The sequence below is a fragment of the uncultured Thiohalocapsa sp. genome, from assembly GCF_913062725.1.
Lineage (GTDB): Bacteria > Pseudomonadota > Gammaproteobacteria > Chromatiales > Chromatiaceae > Thiohalocapsa.
The window spans coordinates 39,947-66,114 of record NZ_CAJXWY010000013.1 but is presented as its reverse complement, the minus strand read 5'-3'; the positions used below and the strand labels follow the sequence as shown (position 1 = coordinate 66,114).

Sequence of the window (26,168 nt, the reverse complement as noted above, 5' to 3'; positions counted from 1 at the left end):
CCAAGTCAACAAGCAACCCAAGTAGCGTAGGAGCTCAATCATGGCAAAAGTTGCAAACTCGACCGATTCCTCGAGCCTGGCCGAAGTCGTTGACCGCGTGCTCGACAAGGGCATCGTGATCGACGCCTGGGCGAAGGTCTCCCTGGTCGGCATCGAGCTGCTGTCGGTCGAAGCCCGCGTCGTGGTGGCCTCCGTCGAGACCTACCTCAAGTACGCCGAGGCCATCGGCCTGACCTCCAGCGCCGCGGCGCCCGCCTGAGGCTGACGAGGCGCCTGCCTGAAGCTGACTTCCAGCTTTAGGCGCCACGACGGCTCCTGTGCTATCCGCAAAGCGGTGGCACAGGGGCTTTTCATAGCGCAGGGGAGCAGAAGATGGGCAAAATCCTAGATGACATGACACGTCTGCGTGACGATATCGACCGCGGGCACCAAGCGCGGCGCGCCGCCGGCGAAGCTCGTGCTCAAGCAACGACCGAGCGCGCCAGCAGCGTGGCCGATATGGTAGGGAGCTTCGCCACCGAGCGGCACGCACAGTTCACCAAGGACCAGAACGCACGGGCCGATTTCGTCAATAACATCGGGCAACGGGTGCGGGGCTTGAGTCAAGACGTCGGGGCGATGGTGCAGCGCTTCCACGACGACCGCGTCGATGCAGCCCGTACGGATGGCGCGGCGAGACAACAGGCCGTCGCCGACCGCGCCGAAGCGCTGCGTGCGACAATGACCGACTTCCGCGGGCAGATGGAGGCCTTCCGCGACGAGTTCGCGGCTGCGTCCAAAGAAGACGCTCGGGTACGAATGGATTTCGTGGCCGGCAAAGCGCGGGAGGTCGCAGATACGCTCGGCGATTTCCGCAAGTCCTTCGCGGAGCAGACACAGGCCGATGCCGCCGGTCGCCGCGATTTTCTCGGGGCCGTCGGCTCGCATGTGCGAGCGTTGCAAGGAGATGTGGCGGCAGACCTCGCCGGCATCCGGACACTCTTCAGCGGCGGCGCAAAGATCCCATCTGCTCCAGCCGCGAAGCCAAAGCCCAGTGCGGCGGCGACCAAGCTCGCCGAGCCGAAGACAGCACCTGTGGCAGCCCAGTCATCGCCGACGCCCCAGCCTGCACCCGAAAATAAGACACCCGCAAGCGGTGGCGGTGATGATGCAGCCAAAATGACAGCCCAGTCCACCACGGAGAGTACCGGGGACAGCGATAAAGGCGGTCGACGGATGTTCAAAAGGCCGGGTGGCAAGCCTGACAGCTAAAGAGAAATGCCGGGTCGCGCTCTGCCCTGGACGCTTGGTGAAGCGCTGCGCGTCTCGATGCGAGCGGTCCGCCTCGAATCGGTGGTTTCGAAAGCATCCGCGTGGTGCGCCAACGCCTTAAACGCAGAGTGTGTCGTGCATGTACAGCGGGCCGCGATTCAAAAGATCACGGCTCCGCCTCTTTTCTGCGCCGATGATGATCGGGTGTGCGCCCGGCGCCAGCATCACCCGGCGCCCGTATCGACAGTCTCGCGGCGCACCTCGTGTCCCCCGTCATAACCCCGCGGTCATCACCCCCCGTTATAACCGGGAGCCGAGCGGCACGCGCACACATGAGGACTCAACCAATGACTGCTCCCAGCAACCACGCAGCCGCCGCTTCGCCCGGCGATACTGTGGTACCGGAGGCGAGCGATTCCTTCGTCACCACCGGTCACATCGATGCCGTCGCTCAACGCGCGCTGTCCTACCTTCGCGCCGGCTACCCGGTACACCTCGCCGGCCCATCCGGCACCGGCAAGACCACGCTTGCATTTCACCTGGCGGCCCTGTGGGGTCAGCCGGTCACGCTGATCCACGGCAACGATGAGTTTGAAGTCTCCGACCTGATCGGCACCAACGACGCCGGCTACCGCCGTAGCAAGGTGGTGGACAACTACATTCACTCGGTGCTGCGTACCGAAGAAGAGATGCGTCAGGTCTGGGTCGATGATCGGCTGACTACGGCCTGTCGCAACGGCGACACCCTGATTTACGACGAATTCAATCGCTCGCGGCCAGAGGCCAACAACGTGCTGCTATCGGTGCTCTCCGAGGGCATCCTGAACCTGCCCGGCCTGCGGACGGCAGGCGAAGGCTACCTCGACGTGGATGAGGGCTTTCGCGCCATCTTTACCTCCAACCCGGAGGAATATGCCGGCACACACAAGACGCAGGATGCCCTGCTGGACCGGATGATCACCATCCGTCTCAACCCGCCGGACCGCAACACCGAGCTCGCCATCACAAAAGCCAAGTCCGGTCTCAGCGAGCGCGAAGCCGGATACGTGGTGGACATTGTTCGTGAGCTGCGCGGCAACAACGAAAACAAATCCCAGCCAACGCTGCGCGCCGGCATCGCCATCGCCAAGATCCTCGCCAGCGGCAGTGGCAAAGCCCGTGCTGGCGACATGCTGTTCCATCATATCTGCTATGACGTGCTCAGCATGGAGACGGCCAAGGTCCGTCATGACGGGCGCTCTCTCTACCACGAGCTCATCGACGGTGTGATCCGCCAGGTCTGTCCGCCCACCACCGCAGACCGCGCCCGCCCACACACGCCTGGCAAGCCGACTCCGGTGCCGCCGGCAGCCGTTGCTGTGGCGGGCAAGACGGGGCGCACAAAAGGTAAAACGATTGCGGAGGATGCATCATGAGTCGTAAAAGCAGCCGGCCAGCACGCAGCCTGACAGACATCCGTACCGTTGCCGGCAAGGGCAGTGATGCGTCACAGCGCGGCTATACCAATTATTTTGAAATGGGCGCACTCGAGCTCGAGCGCCTGCGCCGCAGCCAGGAGCGTGAGGTCGCCATGCGTCGCGTCGGTGAGATCGATCGACGCATCGAGGAGATCGATGCCCAGATGGCACGGCTGCGGAGCGAGGTCGACGCCAACCGTGCACAGCGTGCCGGGCAAGAAGGGGCTGCCGGCGCACGCCAGGCATCGCCGTCACCGACCCGGCGCCGCACTGACCCGCAAGCTGCGAGCAAGGTCGGTGCATCAGCACCCCTGCGCGGCGGCGTGACGAGGGCCGAGCCAACAGAATCGGCATCGCGCAGTGGCCTGCGCATCCGCTATTAACACAAGACCAGCGATGATCCTGACCCACCGACATCTGCGTACACGTATACATGTCAGAGGCATGGAGTCCCTGATCACGGCCACCGGTCCGGATCGCAGGCGGCAGGCGGCGGGCGCTCGCCGTCTGGCCGAACAGCGCCGGCGCATGCGCCTGCAAACGACCGACGCGTTGGCACCGTGCGGGCGACTGGAGCTGCGCACACGTCGTTTGCGGCACGCGCTGCGATTGCTGTCGCACTAGCAGCCACCGACGGCGGGGTGATGCATCGCAACGAGCCCGATCATCCGTGGCGCCACAACGATCCGCATATCACTCGGTGCCGACGCACTGAAGGAGATTCCTATGCCCCGCACCACGCACAGCTCTCGCGGCAAGCTCATCTATGCGCTGACGGATTTTGGCGAGGGAAGCGATGAGCATGTCTACAAAGTCAAAGGTATCGGTGACACCCCCGTCTACAGCATCAGCACTGGCGATGTCACCGCCGTCGTCAGCGATATCCACAGTCCGAAGGTGCGCCCTGAGCGACGGAACCTGATGGCTCACCGGGCGGTACTTGCTCACCTGCTCACACTCGGCTCGGTATTGCCGATGCGCTTCGGCGTTGTCGCAGCCAATGCAGATGCGGTGCGCGCCCTGCTGGGGGCCAATCGCGAAGCCATTGCCGAACAGCTTTATCGCGTGCGCGATCGCATCGAGATGGGACTGCGTGTGTCTTGGGATGTGGCAAACATCTACGAGTACTTCGTCGGCATGCATCCCCTATTGCGTGAGGCGCGTGACCGGTTGCTGGCGCAGGGCGATAACGCCGCACGTGATGAAAAGATCGAGGTTGGCCGGCTGTTCGACCGCCTGGTGAACGAGGCCCGCGAGCAATATACGGAGCAGGTCACGGAGGTCATGCGCAACTACTGCGAAGAGGTGACAGCGAGCCCCATCAAAAAAGACAAAGAGGTCATGAACCTGGCCTGTCTGATCGAGCGCAATGCGCAGCCCGATTTCGAGCGTGGTGTCTTCGAAGCATCAAAGCTTTTCAATAACGATTATCTCTTCGACTACAACGGACCGTGGGCACCACATAATTTCGTCGATCTGGACCTGGTTACGCCGGATACCGGCAAAGACGCTGGGCAGACCGGCTGAAGGAGCGCAGATGCTATTGATCGATGACATCCTGCTTTCCCCCTACAAGGGCCTGTTATGGATTTTTGAGGAGATCCATAACAATGCCGTAGAAGAGCTGGAAGGCGAAGCCGAGCGCATCCGCAATGAGCTCACCGATCTCTATATGATGTTCGAGGCGGAGCAAATCGACGAAGCGGAGTTCGACCGTCGTGAAGCCGCACTGTTGGATCGGCTGGACGAATTGGAGGCGGAAGACGGAGAGGACGACGACGCGGCGGAAGCGGCTCCCTCGGAGGACCTCGGCGATGTGAGCGCCGGCGGCGACATCCACGCCGACGCGGCCGCCGAGCCTTCGCCGGACGGCACCGAGGGGCACACACCAACGCGGGCCACTCATCCTGGGCAAGCCTCCGGCGACGAGCACGCCTGATCGCAGCTGACCGCATGCTCCCACCCCCAGCGGCGCCGGACTTCCTGCAGACGATTGGGCTCGGGCTCTTGTTTTTCGGCGGCAAGGGCGGCGTTGGAAAAACGACCTGTGCCTGTGCTGCCGCCATCGCCATTGCGCGCCGCCGAGCACACCACAGCGTGCTGTTGGTGTCCACGGATCCAGCCCACTCGGTGACCGACGCCGTCGCCGACCTGCGACCCCCATCCAATCTCCAGATTCGGCAACTGAACGCTGATGCTGCCTTGGAGGCGTTCCGAGAGCGCTATCGCCCGTTACTGCGCGAGATTTCCCAGCGCGGTACGCTATTGGACAATGATGATGTCGACGCGCTGCTGGAAGTGGCCCTGCCCGGACTCGATGAGCTCGCCGCTTACCTGACGCTGGCGCACTGGGTCGAGCAGACCGACTACGATTGTATCGTCGTCGACACGGCCCCCACGGGGCACACCCTGCGCCTGCTCGCCATGCCGGATCTGGCGCGGCGATGGCTGTCTGCCCTGGATGCGCTGCTCGCCAAGCATCGATGGATGCGCAAACGCTTCTGCGGCGACTTCGAGCCCGATCATCTGGACCGATTTCTGCTCGATCTGGAGCGTTCCCGCGGAACCTTGGCGGCGTTACTCCGTAATCCGGCACGCTGCCGTTTTATCCCCGTGACCCTCGCTGAGCGCATGAGTATCGCCGAGACCCGGGATTTGCTTGCGACGTTGCAGAGCCTGCAAATGCCCGTTACAGAGCTGGTCGTGAATCGCCTGGCTCCCGTCTCCCAGTGTGCCGATGCCCTGATGAGTGCGGGGCTGAACGGGCCGAGGCGCACCGCTGGAACGGCGCTCGGCGCTGGTCCTGGCGACGGTTCCGGCGCTGAGGTGGGTGCGACGCGGGATCGTTTGTGTCCGATTTGTGCGACCGAGCGGCACGCACAGGCGGTGCAGCTCGGTGAGCTGCGGGCGATGGTGCCGCAGGCGCGGCTGCTCGGGCTGCCACTGCTGGGCGACGAGCCCCGTGCCGAGGCCTTGGGCGGGCTGTGGGAGCGGCTCATTCCGCTCACCGCCACGCCGAGCCTTGGGACGACACGCGGTGGGGTCTCTGGTGCGGCGCCGGATGCGGTATCGCATGCGGCTGCGGCGAAGGTCGAGCATCCGGCGCCGCTACCCCCGTCAGCGCTGAAGCTGTTGGTGCTGGCGGGTAAAGGCGGTGTCGGCAAATCGACGCTCGCCTGCGCCACTGCGCTCCACCTCAATCAGGCGCGCCCCGGGCAGCGGCTGTTGCTCTTTTCGACGGATCCCGCGCACTCCCTCGGCGATGCGCTGCAACAGCCTGTGGGCCCGGAGCCGACCCGGATTCGACCGGGACTGGATGCCCAGGAGGTGGATGCGGAGACCGCTTTCGCCGCCATTCGTCACGATTATCAACTGGAGCTCGAGCAACTGCTGGCGAATCGTCTGGGCAGCCTGGAGCTCGCCTTCGACCGTCAAGTCATGGCGCGACTGCTGGATCTTGCTCCCCCCGGATTGGACGAGATCATGGCCCTGACCATGGTGATCGACCATCTGGATGCCGATCGCTACGACCTCATCATCCTTGATGCGGCGCCGAGTGGCCATCTGTTGCGGCTGCTGCAACTGCCGGAGCTCACCATCGACTGGCTCAAGCTGTTTTTCCGACTGTTGCTCAAGTACCGTGACCTCCTGCGGTTGCCGCGCCTGTCGGAGCGTTTGCTGAGTCTCTCGCGTGCCACCAAGCGGCTGCGTGCCTTGCTGACGGACCCGGATCGAGCCCGGGTGCAACTGGTCACCGTGGCCACGGCCCTCGCGATCGCCGAGACCGAAGACCTGAGAGCCGCGCTGGCGGCGCTTGCCATTGCGGTGCATGTGCTGGTTGTGAACCAGCTGACGCCGCCCGGTCCCCCGGATTGTCGGTGCGCGTTGTGTGACCGTCGACGGCAGCACGAATCCGAGCAGATCCGGGCAGTCGCATGTACGGCTTCGCCGCATCAGACATTGCTGTATCGTCAGCCCTCAGAACCCGCCGGGGTCGCTGGGCTGGCGGCGCTCGGCGCGGCGTTCTATGGGCAAACAGCCGGGGGGTGTGAGGCATGACGGAGACAACGGCGCAGTCAGATATCGGAACCGTCCCCGAAGATCAGCATATCTCGCTCTGTGAAGCATTGGATCGGGTGCTGAACAAAGGCGCCGTAGTGGCCGCGGAGATCACCATCAGCGTCGCCGACGTGGACTTGGTCTATCTCAGTCTGCAGGCCCTGGTCACCTCGGTGGAGACCGGCCGACGCCTGCAGGCGCAGATGCAGCGGGAGATGACGAATGACCAGCGATGACCCTTTGTATACGGATCTGCAGACCGCCGCCAGCGCCTGGTCGGCGGATACCCAGGATGCATCCATGCGACAGCCAGCGCCGGCAACCGCCGCCGGCGCGCGCATCGATATCGACGGCGAGCGCATGCGCAATGGGCTGGCACAGCTGGTGCTCACGCTGGTGAAGCTGCTGCACGAATTGCTGGAGCGCCAGGCCATCGCCCGCATGGATGCGGGCAGCCTCAGTGACGAAGAGATCGAGCGCCTTGGCATGACACTGCAGCGCCAGGCCGAGGAGCTCAAGCGCGTGCAGGAGGTCTTCGGTTTGCAGGACGAGGACCTGAACATCGATCTCGGCCCGCTGGGCCGGCTCCTCTAGTCATCCGCAGCCGGGCACCTGGAGACCTTCATGGCCGTTACCGTCAACCGCAGAAGTGCAACCCATTCCACCAGCAGCACCACGGTTGCTGACCTGTTGGAGCGCGTGCTCGACAAGGGCGTCGTCGTCGCCGGAGATATTCGCGTCAAGCTCGTGGAGGTGGAGCTCCTGACCGTGGAGATCCGTCTGCTGATCTGCTCCGTGGACAAAGCCGTCGAGATGGGACTCGATTGGTGGCGCGGCAATCCGGCCTTCGATACCGGTGCGCGTGGGTCGGCGGGCGCGCATGCGCCGCCGGACGCACCCGCGTCCAAGGCGCCGGATCAGATCCCGGATCAGGCCCCGGATCAGATCCCGGATCAGGCCCCAGATAGCGCATCGGCGGCAACCAACGCCGCCTTCGAGCAGCGGCTTGCGCGCCTTGAAGCACGTCTGGCGCAGTCCGCGACGACACCCGAGGATTCAACCTGAGCCGCAGCCCCGGGCTCGTGGTCTCAACCGCGCGCGGGCATTGTGGCGATGGCGTCGTCAGCCATCGTTTTTGTCCCCCGGCGGCGGTCGGCGAAAGGTCAGGTTGCCGCATTCGGCGCAAGCGGGAATGCGCCCACTGCGCGTGAAATGGGTCTCGGCGCCACATTTGTCGCAGACGAGGGTGCCCGGGCCCGTGATCTGTCCCGCCTGGTACAGGCTCGCCTGGCGGGCGCGCTCGGCCCATTGCCGCAACTGCAGACTGGTCTGATCGGCGACACTGGTGAAGGCGTCGAGCATGCGCTGCTCGATGAGCGCCAGGTCGAAGCGCCACCAGTCGCGCAAATCCTCGCCGGTGTCCACCAGCCAATGTGCGGCGTCTTCCACGTCGCGCTCCACGTAGTCGGCGATCTTCGCCGCTTCCTCACGGCTCAGCTCGCCGAGCTCGACCATATTGTCACGTACCTGCTCCAGCATGTGGCGCAGTTTGGGCGTGGACTCCTGGGCCTGCTCGATGCCGTCTCGCGTGCGCTTGAGCATCTCGTCGTAGGCGTCCACGAGACGGTCGGTGGTGTGGTCTGTGGTCTGGCGCTGGTTGCTGTCGTTCATCGCGCTCTCCGTTGGCTGACGGGCGCCGCTTCTCGCGGCTGCCCTCAGGCTTAAGTCTGCGCCATGGAGCGGAAATCGCAAGGGCGATGCGTTGCGCGGGCGCGCTCGCCCCGGGCGGCGGGCGGCGGCGGCATTGTCAGACGACGCTGCGAATGTCGCGTAGGCTTTGACGGGCGACGGGGCAGGGCTCGAGGGCGAAGCGCGTGTCCCACCTCAGGATGCCGTGTGCCACAAGGCGCTTTGCCCGCTCCTGTCGGCGGGTTAGACTGCAATGCCCAAAGCCCGCCGACGGCGCGCATGCGCTCCAGCTTCAGCCCCGCCGCAGTACCCGCATCATGAACGACCTCACGCCCGATCCGTCCGAGCGTCTCGACGTCTCCGCGCCCAGCGCCGAGCAGGACATTGCGCTCTTCGCCAACCTGCTCGGCGACGTGTTGCGCCAGCACAGCCGCAAGCGCGTGCTGGTGGTGGTGGAGCGCCTGCGCGATGGCTTCCTGACCCTGCGCGAGCAGGATGACCCCGAGCTGCGCACCAAGCTCATGAAGCGCATCGATCAGCTCGATCCACAGACGCTTTCTGAAGTCATCCGCGCCTACACCATCTATTTTTCGCTTGCGCACATCGCCGAAGAGGTGCAGGCCTTCCTGGCGCGCCGGACCCGCATCAGCGCCGGCGGGCGACTCTGGCGGGGATCCTTCGACCACACCCTGCGGCAGTTCGCGGAGGAGGGCACCAGCGCCGAGGGCTTCCAGACCCTGTTGGACAAGTTGCTGTACCTGCCCGTATTCACCGCCCATCCAACGGAGGCCAAGCGCCGTACCACGCTGGAGACGCAGCGCCGGATCTTCCTGCTCATGCTGGATTGGCGGCGCTCGGTGCTGAACGCCGAAGAAGAGCAGGACCGGATGGCGGAAATCCTGCGCGAGATCCAGATTCTTTGGAAGACGGATGAGGTGCGGGTGCACAAGCCGCAGGTTACCGACGAGGTACGCCAGGGGCTCTACTTCTTTCACGCTTCCCTGTTCGAGACCCTGCCGCGGATCTACCGCAATCTCGAAAAGGCGGTCAGGCGCGCCTACGGCGTGGGGTCCGGCATCCGCGTGCCGAGCTTCGTCGCCTTCGGCTCCTGGATCGGCGGCGACCGCGACGGCAACCCGTTCGTCAAGCCGGACACCACGGCGCTGGCGGTGCGTATGCACTGCGAACAGGCGCTGAAGGAGTACATCCGCCGGGTCAAGGACCTGACCCGCGTTCTCAGTCACTCCAACACCCTGGTGCAGCCGTCCCAGGCGTTTCTCGACAGCCTGGACGACGACGAAGACTACTGGCTCGGGGCCATGGGCCAGACGGCGCGCCGCTACCATCACGAGCCCTACCGGCGCAAGCTCGCCATCGTGCAGCATCGTCTGCAGACCAACTTGGCACGGGTACAGGCGCGCATCGAGCATCCGGAGGCGCCGACGGACATCGTCAAGGGCTACGACGACGCCAACGCCCTGCTTGCGGACCTGTACCTGATCCGCGATTCCCTGGTGAGCCACGGCGACGCCAGCGCCGCCGATGGCCCGTTGGCGGACCTGATTCGTCTGGTCGAGAGCTTCGGCTTCCATCTGGTGCAACTCGACGTGCGCCAGGAATCCACCCGGCACACGGCTGCGGTCACCGAACTCTTCGCCCGCCAGCCCGGAGCGCCCTTCTACGAGTCCTACAGCGAGCAGCAGAAGCTGCAGGCGTTGGCGGAGGCCATCGCGCACCCTTATCCGTTCCTCATCGACAAGGGCACGCTGACGCCCGAGACGCGGGAGACCCTGGAGGTCTTCGAAATCATGGCCCGCATGCGTGCCGAAATCAGCGAGCATGTGTTCGGCGCCTACGTCATTTCCATGACCCACCAGGCGAGCCATGTCATGGAGGTGATGCTGCTGGCCCGTCTCGCCGGGCTCGCCGGCAAGACCCCCAGTGGCTGGCACTGCGACGTCCGCATCGCACCGCTGTTCGAGACCATCGACGACCTGGAGCGCATCGACAGCGTCATGTCGGCGCTCTTCGACAACGAGACCTACGCGGCCTTGCTCAAGGCATCGGGCAACCTGCAGGAAGTCATGCTGGGCTACTCGGACTCCTGCAAGGACGGCGGTATCCTGTCCTCGGCTTGGAATCTCTACGAGGCGCAGGAGAAGATCGTTGCCCTGGCGGAAGGGCGCGGCGTGCAGTGTCGACTCTTCCATGGCCGCGGCGGCACCATCGGCCGCGGCGGCGGCCCCACCCACGAATCCATCCTGTCGCAGCCCGACGACACCGTGCACGGTCAGATCAAGTTCACCGAGCAGGGCGAGGTGCTCTCCTACCGCTACGCCAACCCCGAGACCGCCCTGTACGAGCTCACCATGGGCATCAGCGGACTCATCAAGGCGAGCCGCTGCGTCATCGAGCCGCCGCCCAAGCCGCGCAAGGACTATCTCGGCGTCATGGAGGAGCTGGCGCGCTTCGGCGAGGAGACCTATCGGGAATTGGTGGACGCCGAGGGCCTGTTGGATTACTTCTACGAGGTCACGCCCGTCGATGCCATCGCCCTGCTGAACATCGGCTCGCGTCCATCGCATCGCAAAAAGGCGGATCGCTCGCTGACTTCCATCCGTGCCATCCCCTGGGTGTTCGGCTGGGCCCAGTCCCGTCACACGCTGCCGGCGTGGTACGGCATTGGCAGCGCCATCGAGCGTTGGCGCGGCGGCGACCTGGAGCGCCTCGCCAAGCTGCAGAAAATGTACGAGGAATGGCCCTTTTTTCGCGCCATCCTCAGCAACACCCAGATGTCGCTGTTCAAGGCAGAGATGCACATCGCCGCCAGCTACACCCAGCTGGCGGCGGACGCCGAGCGTGCAGCCCGTCTCTACGGCCAGATCGCCGCCGAGTACGAGCGTACCCGCGTGCAGGTGCTCAACATCTCGGGCCTCCACGGGTTGATGGAGGAAACCCCGGACCTTCAGCTCTCGCTGGCGCGGCGCAACACCTACCTGGACCCCCTCAACCACGTGCAGATCGCATTGCTCCAGCGCTACCGCAACAGCCCGGATCAGGATGGTCGCGAGCAATGGCTCGATCCGCTGCTGCGTTCCATCAATGCCGTAGCCGCTGGCATGCGCAACACCGGCTAGTGCGGCGTGGCGGCCGCTGATTGTCGTTGATTTTCAATTCGAGGTGCCCTGGTGCTGGGCGCTGCGCCCTGCCGATCCGTCTAGCGGGTGATCCTCATAGCGCTCGTCCTGTTTCGTGTAGATGGCGTCGGAGCCAAGTGTGGCGTCGGTGCGGAAGTGGTCGAGCTCCATGCGCCGTACGCGCTCCAGCGTCATCTCCAGGATTTGGCGGTTGAAGGAGATCAAATCTGCGACCAGGCCGATCATAAAGGTGATGAAGCCGAGGATAATCAGCACACCGCCGAGGAGCAGGGATTGGATATGGCCTTGGCCATCGCCGGTGAAGTAAAAAAAAAGAAAACGCATGATTGGCACTACGCCGATGATGGTCAGAACCGATCCGAGATAGAAAAATACCCGTAACGGCTGATACATGGCATACATCCGTATCATCGTACCGAGGGAATTTTGAATGAAGTGCGGAATGCTCTTGAACAGTCGGGACTCGCGCGTCTTGGGATTGGTGCGCACAGGCACGGACTGCACCATCAACTGGCGCTTGCCGGCCTGGATGATCGTCTCGATGGTATAGCTGAAGGAGGAGACGATATTGATACGGATGGCGGCCTCGCGAGAGAGGGCGCGAAATCCGCTCACGGTGTCTGGTACGTGGATGCCGGCGAGCATACGTACGACGGCGCTGCCCACGGACTGCAGGAATTTCTTGAGTGGTGAGAAGTGCGGGATCTTGCGGGTTTCGCGATCGCCGATGACCATGTCGGCCTGGCCTGTCACGATGGGCTGGACCAACTTCGGGATGTCGGCGCCGGCGTATTGATTGTCGCCATCCGTGTTGACGATGATGTCGGCACCGCGAACCAGACAGGCGTCCAAGCCTTTACGGAAGCTACGGGCCAAGCCGATGTTGCGTTTGTTGCGGATGATGTGATCGACGCCGATCGCCCGCGCAACGTCGACCGTGCGGTCCTTGCTGCCGTCGTCGATGATGAGGATCTCAACCGCGTCGATGCCGTCGACTTGCCGTGGAATGTCCGCGACTGTTTCCGGTAGTGTCTGTGCCTCGTTGTAACACGGAATTTGGATAATAAGCTTCACTGTCGTGTGATCCGTTGACGATACAGGCGGGAAATCCTTGGGTGCTTGTGCGATTGGCCCATTGTAGCCTGCAGGGTGTTGGGGTGCGCCGGTGGTGGCGGGTACCGGTACGGGCGATCATGACTCCGCGGCGAAGCGCACCGTCGATGCCCACCAGTGCCCACAGCCGGCGTACCGGCCGTGCCTTCCGAAGCGCGCTGTGATCCGCCAAAATGCCCCGACCTGGCACCGCCGTGGTGTCGTCACCGCTGGAAGTCGTTCGAGGATGCGTATCAAGGTTTGGGATCTGCCGACCCGTCTTTTCCATTGGCTGTTGTTCGCCGGCGTGACCGGCGCACTCCTGACCGGCTGGATCGGCGGCGGTTGGATCGAATGGCACGGGCGCCTGGGGTTGTTCGTGCTCGGGCTGCTGACATTTCGTCTGGTGTGGGGCCTACTCGGCTCCACCTACGCGCGCTTTGCTCAGTTCGCGCCGACACCAGGACGTGTGATCGCCTACCTGCGTGGGCGCTGGCAGGGCGAAGGGCATAATCCGCTCGGGGCGCTGTCGGTATTCGCGCTGCTGGGCATGCTGACCTGGCAGGCGTTGAGTGGACTCTTCAGCAATGATGATATTGCCTTCGAGGGACCGCTCGCAGATCTGGTGAGCAGTGCAACCAGTACCTGGCTCTCGGGGCTGCACCGGCAGGGGTTGTGGATCATTCTGGGGTTGGTGGCGCTGCATTTGACGGCTATCGCCGTCTATGCAGTGCGTGGAAAGCATCTGGTCAAGCCGATGGTGGTGGGTTGGAAGGAGTCGCAGGATGCGGCTGCCAAGTCCGCCAGAGGCGGTAAGCTCTGGAGTTTGATATTGGGGCTGGCCGTAGCCGCCGGCGTCGTCTGGATCGCCGCGGGCGGGTTGTTGCCGCCGCCGCCACCACCACCGCCTGTGCCAGCTTGGTAGCTGATGTGTCGGCCTTGGCGGAGCGCTATCCGGCCGAGCCGGGTAACGTCCGGTGGGGGCTCACCGTGAATAGGCGCCTATGGCTGCACGAGCGCGGTGTCGGCCCTGGGGTGCTGTGCCGGTCGGCTCAGGCGTGGCGGCGTGCGGTGGGTGTTTGCGAGGATGGGGGCTGGATGGCCCGTCTCATGCGCTGCTTGGGGCGCATGGGCGGGCGTGGTCGGTCGTTTCCGGGAGGGCTGATCAGTCCTTGCGGAACTTGTCGTGACAGGCTTTGCAGGCTCCGCCCAGCTCGCCGAAAGCGGCTTTCACGTCGCCTTTGCCCTCGGCCATGGACGCAACTTCGGCCATGTTGTTGGCGGCCTCGATAAAGTTGCGCGCAACTTCGCCAACCTCTGCCTGATTGGTGAACAGGGCCGGTTTGACGCGGGTCTTGACGTCGCCGATGTCCTGATCCGTGCCCGGTCCATACAGGGCGCCCATGCCGGAGTTGGCGATGCCGGCGATGGCATTGGCGGCGGCGGCCACCTGCGGTTGGCTGAAGTCACCGTCGAGGTTGGCCTTGATCTTGCCCATGTTCCAGGACATGAATTGATAGCCGGCCTGACGCGTTTCGATTTGCTCCACGGGCTTCAGCGGCTCGGCGGCGGCGTTGCCGGCGATGGTGAGCGCCAAGGGGAGGGCGAGGGTCAGGGCGGTGAGCGATGCGATTCTCTGCACGAGGTTGTCTCCGTCTGGCTGGGTGTTTTGGATACTTTGGTTGCCTGCCACACTATTGAGGCGCATGCGCCGTCTGTCCAGTGGTCGCAGGACCAAACCGATGGCCTAGTCGGCGCAGTGGATGCGATGAGGTTCCATATTCGTGTTTCCTTTTCGCTAAATTGTCGTGTTTATGTGTTTAGCCCCACCAAAATGGAGAGGCACATCCGCCTCCCGCGAAGCGCTGCCCCTCGCCGGCCTTTCATAATGAGTCCGTGGTTGCTACTCGTTGCGCTCCAGCACGCGGTAGCCTTCGCGGGCGCAGAGGGCGTCGCGCTCGGCTTCGGCGAGGTCGCTGCACATCATGTCCTGGACCAGTGCTTCGAAGGAAATCTGGGGTGACCAGCCGAGCTTATCGTGTGCCTTGCCCGCGTCGCCGAGCAGGGTTTCCACTTCCGTGGGGCGGAAGTAGCGGGGATCGACGGCGACGATGCATTGACCGGTGGCGGCGTCGTAACCTTTTTCGTCCACCCCTTCGCCCTCCCAACGCATGGACAGGTCAACCGCTCCGGCGGCGGCCTCGACGAAGTCGCGCACGGAGTATTGCTGGCCAGTGGCGATGACAAAGTCTTCGGGCTGCTCCTGCTGCAGCATCAGCCATTGCATGACGACATAGTCGCGTGCGTGACCCCAGTCGCGCTTGGCGTCGAGGTTGCCCAGGTACAACCGCTCCTGGAGGCCCAGCTTGATCCGGGCGATGGCGCGGGTGATCTTGCGCGTGACGAAGGTCTCGCCGCGGATGGGGCTCTCGTGATTGAACAGGATGCCGTTGCAGGCATAAATCCCATAGGCCTCGCGGTAGTTGACCGTGATCCAATAGGCGTAGAGCTTGGCGACGGCGTAGGGTGAGCGTGGGTAGAAGGGTGTCGTTTCCGACTGCGGAATCTCCTGCACCTTGCCGAAGAGCTCCGACGTGGAGGCCTGATAAAAGCGCGTCTTGTCCTCAAGCCCCAGGATGCGGATGGCCTCCAGCAGTCTCAGGGTGCCGAGGGCGTCAGAGTTGGCGGTGTACTCGGGCTCCTCGAATGAGACGGCGACGTGGCTTTGCGCGGCGAGGTTGTAGAGCTCGTCCGGTCGCACCTGCTGCATGATGCGGATCAGACTGGAGGAGTCCGTCAGGTCGCCGTGATGCAGGATGAAACGCTGATCGGGCTCGTGTGGGTCCTGGTACAGGTGATCGATGCGGTCGGTATTGAACAGTGAGCTGCGGCGTTTGATGCCGTGGACCTCATAGCCCTTTTGCAACAACCATTCGGCGAGGTAGGCGCCGTCCTGACCGGTGATGCCGGTGATGAGAGCTTTCTTCACGTATCGGGTTCTCGTGGCGGGGCTCGTTTAGCGTCGCGAGCGTGATTGGGTCGTGCGTCGACGGTGCCGACAGGGCGGATCGGCGCTTTGAGTCCGCCTGCTTCGCATGTCCCATGGACGCTGCGCAGCGGCCCAAGCGGCTTGTGCACTGGAAGCTGATGCGGCACGGGGATAGCGTCCACAGTATTCAGGAACGGCGCTGTGCCAGGCGACCTGCCGGCGCTGGGCTGGTCGGCGCCATGGGTGGATGGCTTATCTGCGGAGCTCGCCTTGGTGGGCCAGAAACCAGTCATAAGCCTGGGCCAGGCCCTCACGCAGGCCGATACCCGGCTGCCACCCGAGGGCTTTGAGCCGGCTCACGTCCAGCAGTTTACGGGGGGCACCGTCCGGCTTGGACGGATCGAAACGGATGTCCCCCTCAAACCTCACCACCTCGCTTACCATCCGGGCGAGCTCGGCGATGGTCACGTCCGTGCCGGTGCCGACGTTGATGTGTGACAATCGCGGACCGGTGTGCGATCGGTAGGTCGGCGCCTCCAGATTCATGACATGCAGGCAGGCTGCGGCCATATCGTCCACGTGCAGGAATTCGCGCCGCGGGGTGCCGCTGCCCCAGACCTCAACGTGCTCGGCGCCACCGACCGTCGCCTCGTGGAACTTGCGGATGAGGGCCGGGATGACATGGCTATTGGCGAGATCATAGTTATCGCCGGGACCGTAGAGATTGGTGGGCATGACGCTGCGAAAGTCCGTGCCGTGCTGGCGGTTGTAGGACTCGCAAAGCTTGATCCCGGCGATCTTGGCGATGGCGTAGGGCTCGTTGGTGGGCTCGAGGGGGCCGGTGAGTAGGGCGTCCTCGCGCATGGGCTGCGCGGCGAGCCTGGGATAGATGCAGGAGCTGCCGAGGAACAAGAGTCTGTCGGCGCGATGCCGCCAGGCGGCGTGGATGACGTTGGCTTCGATGGTCAAATTGTCATAGATGAAGTCCGCCGGATAGGTGTCGTTGGCATGAATGCCGCCTACTTTGGCCGCCGCGAGATAGACCTGTGCCGGGCGCTCGGCGGCGAAGAAGGCCGCAACCGCCGCCTGATTGGTGAGATCGAGCTCGGCGTGGGTGCGGGTAATGATGTTTTCATGGCCGGCGGCGCGCAGTGCACGCACCAGGGCCGCGCCCACCATGCCGCGGTGGCCGGCGACATAAACGGGGCGTTGCGGGTTGGGGTGCTGTGACATGGTTGTGGCTGGCGGCGTAGTCTGCTCGAGCCTCAGTTCGGTGCGCTCATGCTGCCGGTCCCCGGCCCCGGATCAGCTGGGATCAATCCGGGAGGCGCGCCTCGGGGATGTCCCGCAGGCGGGGCGCGTGCAGGTCTTTCGCGGAGAGCTTGGGCTCGCCCTCGAGGGGCCAGGCGATGCCGATGTCCGGATCATCCCAGCGCACCGCGAATTGCGTTTCCGGATGATACAGTTCCGTGCATTTGTAACTGAACAGGGCCGTCTGCGAGAGCACGAGAAAGCCATGCAGGAAGCCCTTTGGCACCCAGAGCTGATGCTTGTTCTCGCCGCTGAGATGGGCGCCGGTCCAGCGACCGAAGTACGGCGAGCTGCGACGCACGTCCACGGCGACATCATAGACTTCACCCTGAATGACCTGCACCAGCTTGCCCTGACCGTGGGGGTTTTGGATGTGCAGCCCGCGCAGCGTGCCATGGCTGGACAAGGATTGGTTGTCCTGCAGGAAATCGGCATCGATGCCCGCCTCGCGATAGCGCTCGCGCTGCCAGCTCTCGACGAACCAGCCGCGTTGGTCACCGTGGATTTGCGGCTCGATGAGCAGCACATCGGGCAGGCTCGTGGGCGTGACGTTCATGGCCTCGTGTCTGCGCTGGAGGTGGCATCCGCGTCGCGACCTGCCATCATGGCTCCTGCTCCCGGTGCAGCAGACTGAGCAGGTACTCGCCGTAGCCGCTTTTGCGCAGCGGCTCGGCGATGGCCATGAGGGCATCGGCGTCGATCCACTGGTGTTGGTAGGCGACCTCTTCCGGCGCGCAGACCTTGAGTCCCTGGCGTTGCTCGATGGTCTCGATGAAGTTGGCGGCTTGGATCAGTGACTCGTGAGTGCCGGTATCGAGCCAGGCGATGCCCCGGCCCAGGCGCTCGAGCCGCAGCGTGCCCTGCCGCAGATAGCGCTTGTTGAGATCGGTGATCTCAAGCTCGCCACGGGCCGATGGGGTGAGCTCGGCGGCCAGTGCGCAGGCCTGCTCGTCGTAGAAATAGATGCCGGTGACGGCATAGTTGGATCTTGGCTTAACCGGCTTTTCCTCCAGCCCGATGACGCTGCCGTCGGCGGCGAACTCGGCGACACCGTAGCGCTCCGGGTCCCTCACCCAGTAGCCGAACACCGTCGCGCCGTCAGTCCGTTGGGAGGCTGCCTTGAGGCTGCTGATGAGACCGTGCCCGTAGAAGATATTGTCGCCGAGAATCAGGCAGCTCGGGTGGCCATCCACGAAGTCGCGGCCGATGACGAAGGCCTGGGCGAGCCCGCCGGGCTGGGGCTGCACGGCATACTCGAGGGCGATGCCCCATTGGCTGCCGTCGCCGAGCAGGGCACGGAAGGCGGGCTCGTCGCGCGGTGTCGTGATGACCAGGATCTCGCGAATACCCGCCATCATCAGCACCGCCAGCGGGTAGTAGATCATTGGCTTGTCGTACACGGGAAGCAGCTGCTTGCTGAGCGACAGGGTCAGCGGATGCAACCGTGTGCCGGAGCCGCCGGCGAGGATGATGCCCTTGCGCGTCATCACATGTCCTGTTGAGTCTTGGTGTCGGGGCGAGCCGTCGAGCGCATCCTGCGCTAGGGCGAGCCGATACCCAAGCGCTGGCCACGGTAGCTGCCGTCCATGACCCGCCGCATCCAGGTCTGGTGATCCAGATACCAGTGCAGCGTGCGCTCGAGGCCGGACTCGAAGGTCTCTTGCGGCGTCCAGCCCAGCTCGCGTTGAAGCTTGCTGGCGTCGATGGCGTAGCGCTTGTCGTGGCCGGGGCGGTCGGTGACGAATTGCTTGAGCTGTGCATGCGGGCGGTGCGGGGCGTTGGGCAGTGCCGCATCGAGCAGGGCACAGAGGGTATCCACCACCTCCAGATTACTCTTCTCGCTGTTGCCGCCGATGTTGTAGACCTCGCCCGGGCGCCCGGCCTCCAGCACCCGGGCGATGGCGCGGCAGTGGTCCTCGACGTACAGCCAGTCGCGGACGTTGCTGCCGTCGCCGTAGATGGGCAGCGGCTCCCCGGCCTGCGCCTTGGCGATCATCAGCGGGATCAGCTTTTCGGGGAACTGATAGGGGCCGTAGTTGTTGGAGCAGTTGGTGGTGAGCACCGGCAGCCCGTAGGTGTGGTGCCAGGCGCGCACCAGGTGATCGGACGCCGCTTTGGATGCCGAGTAGGGGGAGCTCGGCGCATAGGCCGTGGTCTCGGTGAAGGCGCCGGTGGGCCCCAGGGAGCCGTAGACTTCGTCGGTGGAGACGTGGAGGAAGCGAAACGCCGCGCGGGCGTCGGTATCGAGGCGGGCCCAATAGTCCCGGGTACAGTCCAGCAGGTTGAAGGTGCCGAGGACATTGGTCTCGATGAACGCCGCCGGGCCGTCGATGGAGCGATCCACGTGGCTCTCGGCGGCGAAGTTGACCACGGCGTCGACGGCGTGCTCACGCAGCAGTGCGCTCACCAGGCTGCGGTCGCCGATGTCGCCCTGGACGAAGACATGCCGCGGATCTGTCCGCACCGATGCCAAGGTGTCCGGGTTGCCGGCATAGGTGAGCTTATCCAGATTCACGATGCGGATGTCCCGCTCGCGCAGCATCTGTAGCACGAAGTTGCCGCCGATGAAGCCGGCGCCGCCGGTGACGAGGATGGTCTGCATACCTGTGAGCCGCTGCTGGTCGGTGCGGCGCGCTCGAAGCCGCGAAAAACATTCATTAGTTTACCATGCGCCCGGAGAGGGTTCCGAGCGTCGATCGGCGCCCGTGCTAGCCGTGTATTCAGCGTAGTGCATGGTGCAATGAAGAGTACTTGCCGGACGGGCGGCGAACTCCTTCGCCGCAGCACGGCCGGGCGATGGCGCATGGACAACGGGCATCGCATTGCCGCGGTCGCCGGCAAGGGACGCTGCCAGAGCGGTCCTACTATGCGCGGCGGACGCTCAGCACGTCCGGCAACTGTTTGAGACGGGCGATGACGCGCTCCAGGTGCCCCGAGTCCGTCACCGCGATGGTGAAGTGCATATGGGCGACGTCGTTGGTCGGGTCCGTGTGGGTGTCGCTGCCGAGGACGTCGGCGTCGGCGTCGGCCAGTGCCGAGGAGATGTCCCGGAGCAGGCCGCGGCGGTCCGCCGCCGTCAGTTCGACGCCCACCGGGTGGTCTGTCTGCGCCGGCTGCGCGGCCCAGCTCACCTCCACCAGACGCTCGCGCTCGGCATCCGACAGCTTCAGGATTTCTCGACAGTTGCGGCGGTGCACGATGACGCCACGGCCGACGCTCACATAGCCTACCAGCTTGTCGTCGGGCACCGGATGGCAGCAGGCGGCCATTTGCGTCATCAGGTCGCCGACGCCGGCGACCACCACCTCTGAGCGCGCGGCGCGCTCCCGCGCCGGCGGCGTTGACCGCGGCGCCGGCAGTTCGTCGACGGGCTCCCGGCGCTCGGCGCGCGGCTCTCCCACCTGACGCGCCACCTGGCCGGCGGCGAGGTCACCGCGGCCGACGGCGGCGAGCAGATCGTCGCCGGTCTTCAGGTTGAAGCGCTCGGCGAGCTTGTCCCACTGCGGGGCCGACTCGATCCCGAGCCGGCTCAGCTCGCGATCCATGGCGGCACGGCCTTCTGCGAAGTGACGATCGAAGTCTTGCTGCTTGAACCACTGGCGGACCCGGTTACGGGCCCGGGATGTCACCAGATAGCCATGGTGGGCGCTCAGCCAGTCGCGGCTCGGCTGGGCGTTCTTCTGCGTGAGAATCTCCACCGTCTCGCCGCTTTGCAGCTGGTGAGTGAGCGGCACCATGCGGCCGTCCACCCGTGCGCCACGGCAGCGGTGGCCGATCTCCGAGTGGATGGTATAGGCGAAGTCGAGGGGGGTGGCGCCGCGCGGCAGCTCCACCACCTTGGCCTGGGGCGTCAGCACATAGACGTGCGCGGGCGCCAGCGCGCCCGCTGGCGGCGGGTTGGCCTCCTCACCCTGTTCGAGCTCGCCTGTGTGCTCCAGCCATTGGCGCATGGAGACCACCCGGCGCTGGAAGTCCGGGTCGTAGCCCTTCGCCTCCTTGTAGGCCCAGTGGGCGGCGACGCCATATTCGGCATGCTCGTGCATGGCATGGGTGCGGATCTGCACCTCCAGTGGCTTGTCCTCCGGACCCACCACCGCGGTGTGCAGGGACTGGTAGTTGTTGCCCTTGGGCGTGGCGATGTAGTCGTCGAACTCAGAGGGAATATGTGCCCAGAGGCCGTGCACCACACCCAGCGCCGAGTAGCAGGCGGGGATGTCGTCTACCAGCACCCGCACGGCCCGCAGGTCAAAGATTTGATCGATATCCACGCCTTTGCGCTGCATTTTGCGCCAGATGCTGTAAATATGCTTCGGCCGGCCGGTGACCTCGGCGGTGATGCCCGCGGCGGCGAGCTCCGTGCGCAGCACCGTGAGCACGCGGGCGATGGAGTCCTGGCGCTCGTTGCGGCGCTCCGACAGCGCCTTGGCGATGCCCATGTAGGTCTCCGGCTCCGCAGCACGCAGTGAGAGATCTTCCAGCTCCCACTTGAGCTGCCACACACCCAGGCGATTGGCGAGCGGTGCATACACCCGGCGGGTGTCCGCGGCGATGTCGCGCCGGCGCTCGGCCGAGAGGTGCTTGGAGCGGCGCAGCAGATGCAGCCGCTCGGCGAGCACCACCAACACCACGCGCACATCCGTGCCGATGCCGAGCAGCATACGGCGCAGATTCTCTTCCCGCTGCTGGCGGTTGCGGGCGGCGCGCTTGCCGCCTTCGGCGACGTACTCGACCCGGGTCAGCTGCTCGATACGCGCCAGGTCCACGGTCATGCGCACCAGTGCCGGGCCGAAGATGTCCGTCAGCCGTTGCGCAGTCCCGGTGTCGCCGTCGGCGCAGCCCTGGAGCAGGGCGGCGCAGAGGGTATCGGCGTCCAGGCGCAGGCTGAACAGGATGTCCGCCGCCGACAAACGGTGGCGCACGGCGCTCTCGCCGGTGTCGAGCAGCGCATCACCGTGGCAATCGAGCAGTAGTGCGCCGGCGGCTTCCAGCCGGCGGCGGGCGTCGGCGTCGTAGCGCTCCGCGATGCGCCCGAGCCATTGGTGCACGGCGTCGGCGTTGTCCTCGGCGCGCTCGGGGAGATTGGTGGTGGTCTGCACCATAACCGAGCAATGATACTGCGTTGCGAGTGCGATCGTCCGATCGTGACGAAGCCGCCGCCGGGCCTGAATGCATCGCCTTCACTGAGCCGTGATTGGGGTGACCGGCGCATGGGGGCAGCATCTTCGCCGTAACCCGCGGCTGAATGCTGCGCTTGCGCGGGTCGTGGCAGGGCGACCGCTCCCGCCCGGGGAACGGGTTGGCCCTAGTCGGCGTCCAGTAACAGGCTCACCAGTCCGTCGGCGAGCTTGGGCTCGAACCAGGTGGATTTCGGCGGCATGATGGCACCGGCGTCGGCGACGGCCAGCAGCTCGCCGATGCTGGTGGCGGGGAGGGAGAGGGCGAGCTGCGCGCGCCCGGCGTCCACTGCGGCGGTGAGCTCGGCGACGCCCTGGCTGCCGCCGATGAAGTCGATGCGCGGGTCGCGTCGCGGGTCCACGATGCCCAGCACGGGCTCCACCAGGTGAGTGTGCAGCAGGCTCACGGCGAGGCTCGAGACCGCGTCGTCGGCCGCTGGCCGGAACGCGTTGCGCAGCCTAAGCCGCCACCAGCGCCCGCCGCAGTAGAGTCCGAGCTCGGTGTTGGTGCCCGGCTGCACCGGCGCGGTCGTCGCAGTCACCTCGAAGCGCTCGTCCACCTGCGTCAGCAGCCAGTGGCAGTCGTGCCCTGCCAGATCGCGCACCAGCCGGTTGTAGGGCAGGATTCGCAGTTCGTCATCGGGAAAGGCCACCGCCAGGAACCGGGCGCCTTGCGTGTGCCCTCGCGCTGCCGCCACGCGCGCCGCCGCCGCAGCGCGGTGATGACCGTCGGCGATATAGAGCGCGCTCAGGTCCGCACAGGCGGCGGTGAGTGCGGCGATGTGCCCGGCATCCGCGATCACCCAAAGCCGGTGGCGGACGCCATCGGCGGCGGATACATCCACGTCCGGTGCCCGTGTGTCGCAGGTGCAGGCAAGCAGACGGCGGATCTCAGGGTGTGCGCGGTGCACCAACAGGACCGGCCCGGTCTGGGCGTCCAGCGCGGCGATCTGCCGGACGCGGTCGTCTTCCTTTGCCGGACGGGTCAGCTCATGCTTCTTGATGCGCCCGGCGAGATAGCCGGCGACGGCTGCCGCAGCGACGAGTCCGGTCTGGCTGTGACCGTCGGCATCGAGACGGTAGGCGTAGAAGCCGGGGGCGGCATCCCGCTGCAGCACGCCCGTGCGGCGCAACGCATCCAGGTTGCGGCGGGCGCGTTCGTAGACCGCCGGGGCGTAGGGATCGGTGTCCGCGGGGAGGTCCACCTCCGCCCGGGAGATGTGCAGGAAGCTGTGCGGGCGGTCGGCTACGAGCCGGCGCGCCCGGGCCGCGTCGACCACATCATAGGGCGGGGCAATGACCTCGGCGGCACGACCCGGGGCCGGGCGCAGCGCGGGAAAGGGCGCAAGCAGGGGTGATTGGGACATGGTGTTGACTGAAGACATGGCAGCATTCGTATGGCGGCGATGCATGGCATCGAAGGGGCCGGGCCGGTCGGGGCGTCGGGTGGGCAATCCAATGCTCGCGGCCGCCGGCTCGGCGCGCCGTCAGCCCGCCGCCCGCAATGCCGCCAGCGGCGGTCGCACCAGGGCGCGGTAGGTGCCGAGGGTGCCGGCCAGGCCAATGGCCGCGCCGCTGCCGAGCACGCCGAACACCCATAGCCATGGGTTTGGCGTGAACGGCAGGTCGAAGAGCTGCCGCGCCAGCACCCAGCCGGTGGCCTCCGCGAACATGGAGGCGATGAGCCCCGCCAGGACGCCGGCGGCGGTGAACTCCACCAGCAAGCCACGCAGTAACTGGCGGCGGTTGGCGCCCAGCGTGCGCAGCACCCCGTGCTCGGCCCGGCGCACGGCGAGGCTCGCCTGGATGCCGGCATACATGACCAGCAGCCCCGCCGCCAGCGTGAACAGGAACACATATTCCACGGCGCGGATACCCTGTTCGATGATACCGCGGACCTGTGCCAGCAGGGCGCCCACATCGATGAGGGTCACGCTCGGGAAGGTCCGCAGCAGCTCGGGCACCAGGGCCTCCCGTGTCTCGGGCAGGTAGAAGCTGGTGATGTAGGTGGCGGGCTGATCGGCCAGTAGTCCCGGCGTGCCGATGACGAAGAAGTTGACATTGAAACTGTCCCACTGCACCTGCCGCAGGCTGGTCACCGGCGCCGTCACCTCCTCGCCCGCCACCTGAAACCGCAATCGATCGCCGAGGCTGATACCGAGCGTCTCGGCGATGCCCGCCTCGACGGAGAATTGCGGTTTCGGGTCGCCGTCGGACCACCAGCGCCCGGCGATGACGCTGTTGTCCGGCTGCATCTGCACGGCGTAGCTCAGGTTGAACTCCCGGGCCGCCAGGCGCTCGGCGCGGGGGTCATCGTAGTCTTCCGGCTCGACGTCGCGCGCACCGACACCGGTGAGGCGTCCGCGGATCATCGGAAACAGGCCGGCGCCGTCGATCTCGCGCTGGCTGAGCCAGTCTGCCAGGGCATCCTTTTCATGCGGCTGAATGTTGATCAGGAAGTGGTTCGGCGCCCCCTCGGGCAGGGTCTGCTGCCAGCTGCTGAGCAGATCCACCCGCACCACCGCCAACAGCAGCAGGGCCAGGATGCCGAGACCGAAGCCGGTGATCTGCAGGATGGCCGCCGCCGGCCGTCGCGCCAGCCCGGCGAGGCCCAGCCGCCAGATGCCGCGGCTGCGCGCGGCGGCCCGGGCGGCGAGCCAAACCATCAGGGCGCCCAAGGCGACCAGGGCGGCGACGGCGGCGATGACGCCGAGCAGGAGCTTCCAGGCGAGCTCGAAGTCGCCCGCCTGCCACAGGATCATGAGCGCCAGGGCGCCGGCGGCGCCGAGGCCGGCGAAGGCCACCGAGACCCGCGGCGGTCCCAGGTCACGGCGGATCACCTTCAGCGGCGGCACCTCCGCCAGCTGCAGCAGCGGCGGCAGCGCGAAGCCGGCCAGCGCCACCAGGCCGGTGCCGATGCCGACGAACAGGGGCTGCATGGATGCCGCCGGCAGCGGGCCGTCGAACCATTGCGCCAGCAGCTGCGCCAGGCCGTGCTGGCCGAGCCAGCCCAGCAGGCAGCCGGCGAGGCTCGCCAGCAAGCCGAAGGCGAGGAGCCGGATGGCGAAGAGCCGGGTGAGCAGGTGCCGGGGGGCGCCCAGGCAGCGCATCACCGCCACGGCATCGGTCTGGCGGTCCACCAGCCGGCGGCTCGCCAGCGCAATGGCCGCACCGGCCACCAGCAGCGTGGTCAGGGCCGCCAGATGCAGAAAGCGCGACGCCCGGTCCACGGCGGTGGCGAACGCCGGGCGGGCCTCGCGGGCGTCGATGAGCCCGGCGCCGGCCGGCAGCTGCGGCTCCGCCCAGTCGGCGTAGTCGGTGAGGGCATCGCGCGGCCCCGCCAGCAGCAGCCGGTGACGTACCCGGCTCGCCTCGGTCACCAGGCCCGTGGCCGGCACGTCGTCCAGACGGATCATCACCCGCGGGGCGATCTGGAAGAAATTGCCGCCGCGGTCGGGCTCGTAGGCGATGAGCCGGTCGGCGCTGAAGCGTGCCTCGCCCAGGTCGATGCCGGCGCCGACGTCGGCGCCGAGCACGTACAGCAGTCGCGGCTCCACCCAGGCCGTGCCCTGGCCCGGCGGGCCGCCCGCGGGCTGCTCGGCGGCATCGAGATCGGTCTTGAGGCGGATCTGACCGCGCAGCGGATAGGCGTCGTCCACGGCCTTCACCTGCACCAGCTGGCTGTCGTCGCCGGCCAGCACGACGCTGCGGAAGGTCAGGGTGCGCGCCACACTCAGGCCGCGCTCGGTGGCTGCCTGGGCGAAGGCCTCGGGGATGGGGCGCGAGGCATCGATGGCGAGATCGGCGGCGATCAGCTCGCCGCCCTGGCGCTGCATGGCCCGCTCGATGCGATCGGTGAAAAAACCGACGGCGGTGATGGCGGCGACCGTCACGACCAGGGCGGCGGCGAGCAGGTAGAGCTCGCCGCTGCCCCAGTCGCGGCGCAGCAGTCGCAGGGCCAGGCGCCACACGGGCATGTGCGGGTTGC

Annotated in this window: 23 protein-coding genes; 12 read left to right on the top strand and 11 right to left on the bottom strand. The window is 65.9% G+C overall.

Annotated features, from left to right (window positions below; all coding sequences use genetic code 11):
- Positions 1-40 precede the first annotated feature (40 nt).
- The 10 genes from gvpA (at position 41) to gvpJ (ending at position 7,832) form a co-directional block, all read left to right on the top strand.
- Positions 41-259 (top strand): gas vesicle structural protein GvpA, encoded by a 219-nt coding sequence (gene gvpA, locus QZ588_RS05380; protein ID WP_295540625.1) that lies wholly within the window; start codon positions 41-43, stop codon positions 257-259.
- Positions 260-372: 113 nt separating this feature from the next.
- Positions 373-1,251: a hypothetical protein gene (locus QZ588_RS05375; protein WP_295540623.1), complete on the top strand. Its 879-nt coding sequence runs from the start codon at positions 373-375 to the stop codon at positions 1,249-1,251.
- Positions 1,252-1,598: 347 nt separating this feature from the next.
- Positions 1,599-2,666: a gas vesicle protein GvpN gene (gene gvpN / locus QZ588_RS05370; RefSeq protein WP_295540622.1), complete on the top strand. Its 1,068-nt coding sequence runs from the start codon at positions 1,599-1,601 to the stop codon at positions 2,664-2,666.
- The gene (locus QZ588_RS05365) at positions 2,663-3,091 is read left to right on the top strand and encodes a hypothetical protein (protein WP_295540620.1); all 429 of its coding nucleotides are present in this window, start codon (positions 2,663-2,665) and stop codon (positions 3,089-3,091) included. Before gvpN ends, QZ588_RS05365 begins: the two co-directional genes overlap by 4 nt.
- Before the next feature lie 343 nt (positions 3,092-3,434).
- Positions 3,435-4,235, top strand: a complete 801-nt coding sequence (locus QZ588_RS05360; protein WP_295540619.1) for a GvpL/GvpF family gas vesicle protein — start codon at positions 3,435-3,437, stop codon at positions 4,233-4,235.
- A gap of 10 nt (positions 4,236-4,245) precedes the next feature.
- Positions 4,246-4,647 (top strand): gas vesicle protein GvpG, encoded by a 402-nt coding sequence (locus QZ588_RS05355; protein WP_295540618.1) that lies wholly within the window; start codon positions 4,246-4,248, stop codon positions 4,645-4,647.
- A 14-nt stretch (positions 4,648-4,661) separates the two neighbouring features.
- Entirely contained in the window at positions 4,662-6,767 is a 2,106-nt protein-coding gene (locus tag QZ588_RS05350; RefSeq protein ID WP_295540616.1) for an ArsA family ATPase, read from the top strand.
- Entirely contained in the window at positions 6,764-7,003 is a 240-nt protein-coding gene (locus tag QZ588_RS05345; protein ID WP_295540614.1) for a gas vesicle protein, read from the top strand. Before QZ588_RS05350 ends, QZ588_RS05345 begins: the two co-directional genes overlap by 4 nt.
- Positions 6,990-7,361, top strand: coding sequence for a gas vesicle protein K (locus QZ588_RS05340; protein ID WP_295540613.1), 372 nt, complete (start codon positions 6,990-6,992; stop codon positions 7,359-7,361). Before QZ588_RS05345 ends, QZ588_RS05340 begins: the two co-directional genes overlap by 14 nt.
- Before the next feature lie 30 nt (positions 7,362-7,391).
- Positions 7,392-7,832 (top strand): gas vesicle protein GvpJ, encoded by a 441-nt coding sequence (gene gvpJ / locus QZ588_RS05335; RefSeq protein ID WP_295540611.1) that lies wholly within the window; start codon positions 7,392-7,394, stop codon positions 7,830-7,832.
- Between the two features lie 57 nt (positions 7,833-7,889).
- Here gvpJ and QZ588_RS05330 read toward each other — a convergent pair whose 3' ends face one another.
- A complete protein-coding gene (locus tag QZ588_RS05330) occupies positions 7,890-8,438 on the bottom strand; it encodes a zinc ribbon-containing protein (RefSeq protein WP_295540609.1) in 549 nt (182 codons plus the stop codon).
- Between the two features lie 335 nt (positions 8,439-8,773).
- Between QZ588_RS05330 and ppc the strand changes: the two genes are divergently transcribed.
- Positions 8,774-11,593: a phosphoenolpyruvate carboxylase gene (gene ppc / locus QZ588_RS05325; RefSeq protein ID WP_295540607.1), complete on the top strand. Its 2,820-nt coding sequence runs from the start codon at positions 8,774-8,776 to the stop codon at positions 11,591-11,593.
- A gap of 33 nt (positions 11,594-11,626) precedes the next feature.
- On the opposite strand, the gene QZ588_RS05320 is transcribed toward ppc, so the two are convergent.
- Positions 11,627-12,688 (bottom strand): glycosyltransferase family 2 protein, encoded by a 1,062-nt coding sequence (locus QZ588_RS05320; RefSeq protein ID WP_295540605.1) that lies wholly within the window; start codon positions 12,686-12,688, stop codon positions 11,627-11,629.
- Positions 12,689-12,953: 265 nt separating this feature from the next.
- Here QZ588_RS05320 and QZ588_RS05315 point away from each other — a divergent pair, with 265 nt between their 5' ends.
- Positions 12,954-13,631: a cytochrome b/b6 domain-containing protein gene (locus QZ588_RS05315; protein ID WP_295540603.1), complete on the top strand. Its 678-nt coding sequence runs from the start codon at positions 12,954-12,956 to the stop codon at positions 13,629-13,631.
- A gap of 240 nt (positions 13,632-13,871) precedes the next feature.
- On the opposite strand, the gene QZ588_RS05310 is transcribed toward QZ588_RS05315, so the two are convergent.
- The 9 genes from QZ588_RS05310 to QZ588_RS05270 all read right to left on the bottom strand — a co-directional run bounded on the left by QZ588_RS05310 (position 13,872) and on the right by QZ588_RS05270 (position 26,157).
- Positions 13,872-14,348, bottom strand: a complete 477-nt coding sequence (locus QZ588_RS05310) for a cytochrome c (protein WP_295540601.1) — start codon at positions 14,346-14,348, stop codon at positions 13,872-13,874.
- A 261-nt stretch (positions 14,349-14,609) separates the two neighbouring features.
- Complete coding sequence (gene gmd, locus QZ588_RS05305) at positions 14,610-15,695, bottom strand: GDP-mannose 4,6-dehydratase (RefSeq protein WP_295540600.1); 1,086 nt, start codon at positions 15,693-15,695, stop codon at positions 14,610-14,612.
- 252 nt (positions 15,696-15,947) lie between these two features.
- Positions 15,948-16,928 (bottom strand): GDP-L-fucose synthase, encoded by a 981-nt coding sequence (locus tag QZ588_RS05300; protein WP_295540598.1) that lies wholly within the window; start codon positions 16,926-16,928, stop codon positions 15,948-15,950.
- 82 nt (positions 16,929-17,010) lie between these two features.
- Positions 17,011-17,562: a dTDP-4-dehydrorhamnose 3,5-epimerase gene (gene rfbC, locus QZ588_RS05295; protein ID WP_295540596.1), complete on the bottom strand. Its 552-nt coding sequence runs from the start codon at positions 17,560-17,562 to the stop codon at positions 17,011-17,013.
- A 46-nt stretch (positions 17,563-17,608) separates the two neighbouring features.
- Positions 17,609-18,493: a glucose-1-phosphate thymidylyltransferase RfbA gene (gene rfbA, locus QZ588_RS05290; RefSeq protein WP_295540594.1), complete on the bottom strand. Its 885-nt coding sequence runs from the start codon at positions 18,491-18,493 to the stop codon at positions 17,609-17,611.
- 53 nt (positions 18,494-18,546) lie between these two features.
- On the bottom strand, positions 18,547-19,608 hold the full coding sequence (gene rfbB / locus QZ588_RS05285) for a dTDP-glucose 4,6-dehydratase (RefSeq protein WP_295540592.1): 1,062 nt from the start codon (positions 19,606-19,608) through the stop codon (positions 18,547-18,549).
- Between the two features lie 262 nt (positions 19,609-19,870).
- Complete coding sequence (locus QZ588_RS05280; RefSeq protein ID WP_295540590.1) at positions 19,871-22,105, bottom strand: bifunctional (p)ppGpp synthetase/guanosine-3',5'-bis(diphosphate) 3'-pyrophosphohydrolase; 2,235 nt, start codon at positions 22,103-22,105, stop codon at positions 19,871-19,873.
- 203 nt (positions 22,106-22,308) lie between these two features.
- Positions 22,309-23,547 carry a DUF1015 family protein gene (locus tag QZ588_RS05275; protein ID WP_295540588.1) on the bottom strand — a complete coding sequence of 413 codons (1,239 nt, stop codon included), beginning with the start codon at positions 23,545-23,547 and terminating at the stop codon, positions 22,309-22,311.
- Between the two features lie 120 nt (positions 23,548-23,667).
- Entirely contained in the window at positions 23,668-26,157 is a 2,490-nt protein-coding gene (locus QZ588_RS05270) for an FtsX-like permease family protein (RefSeq protein WP_295540655.1), read from the bottom strand.
- Between the last annotated feature and the right edge of the window lie 11 nt (positions 26,158-26,168).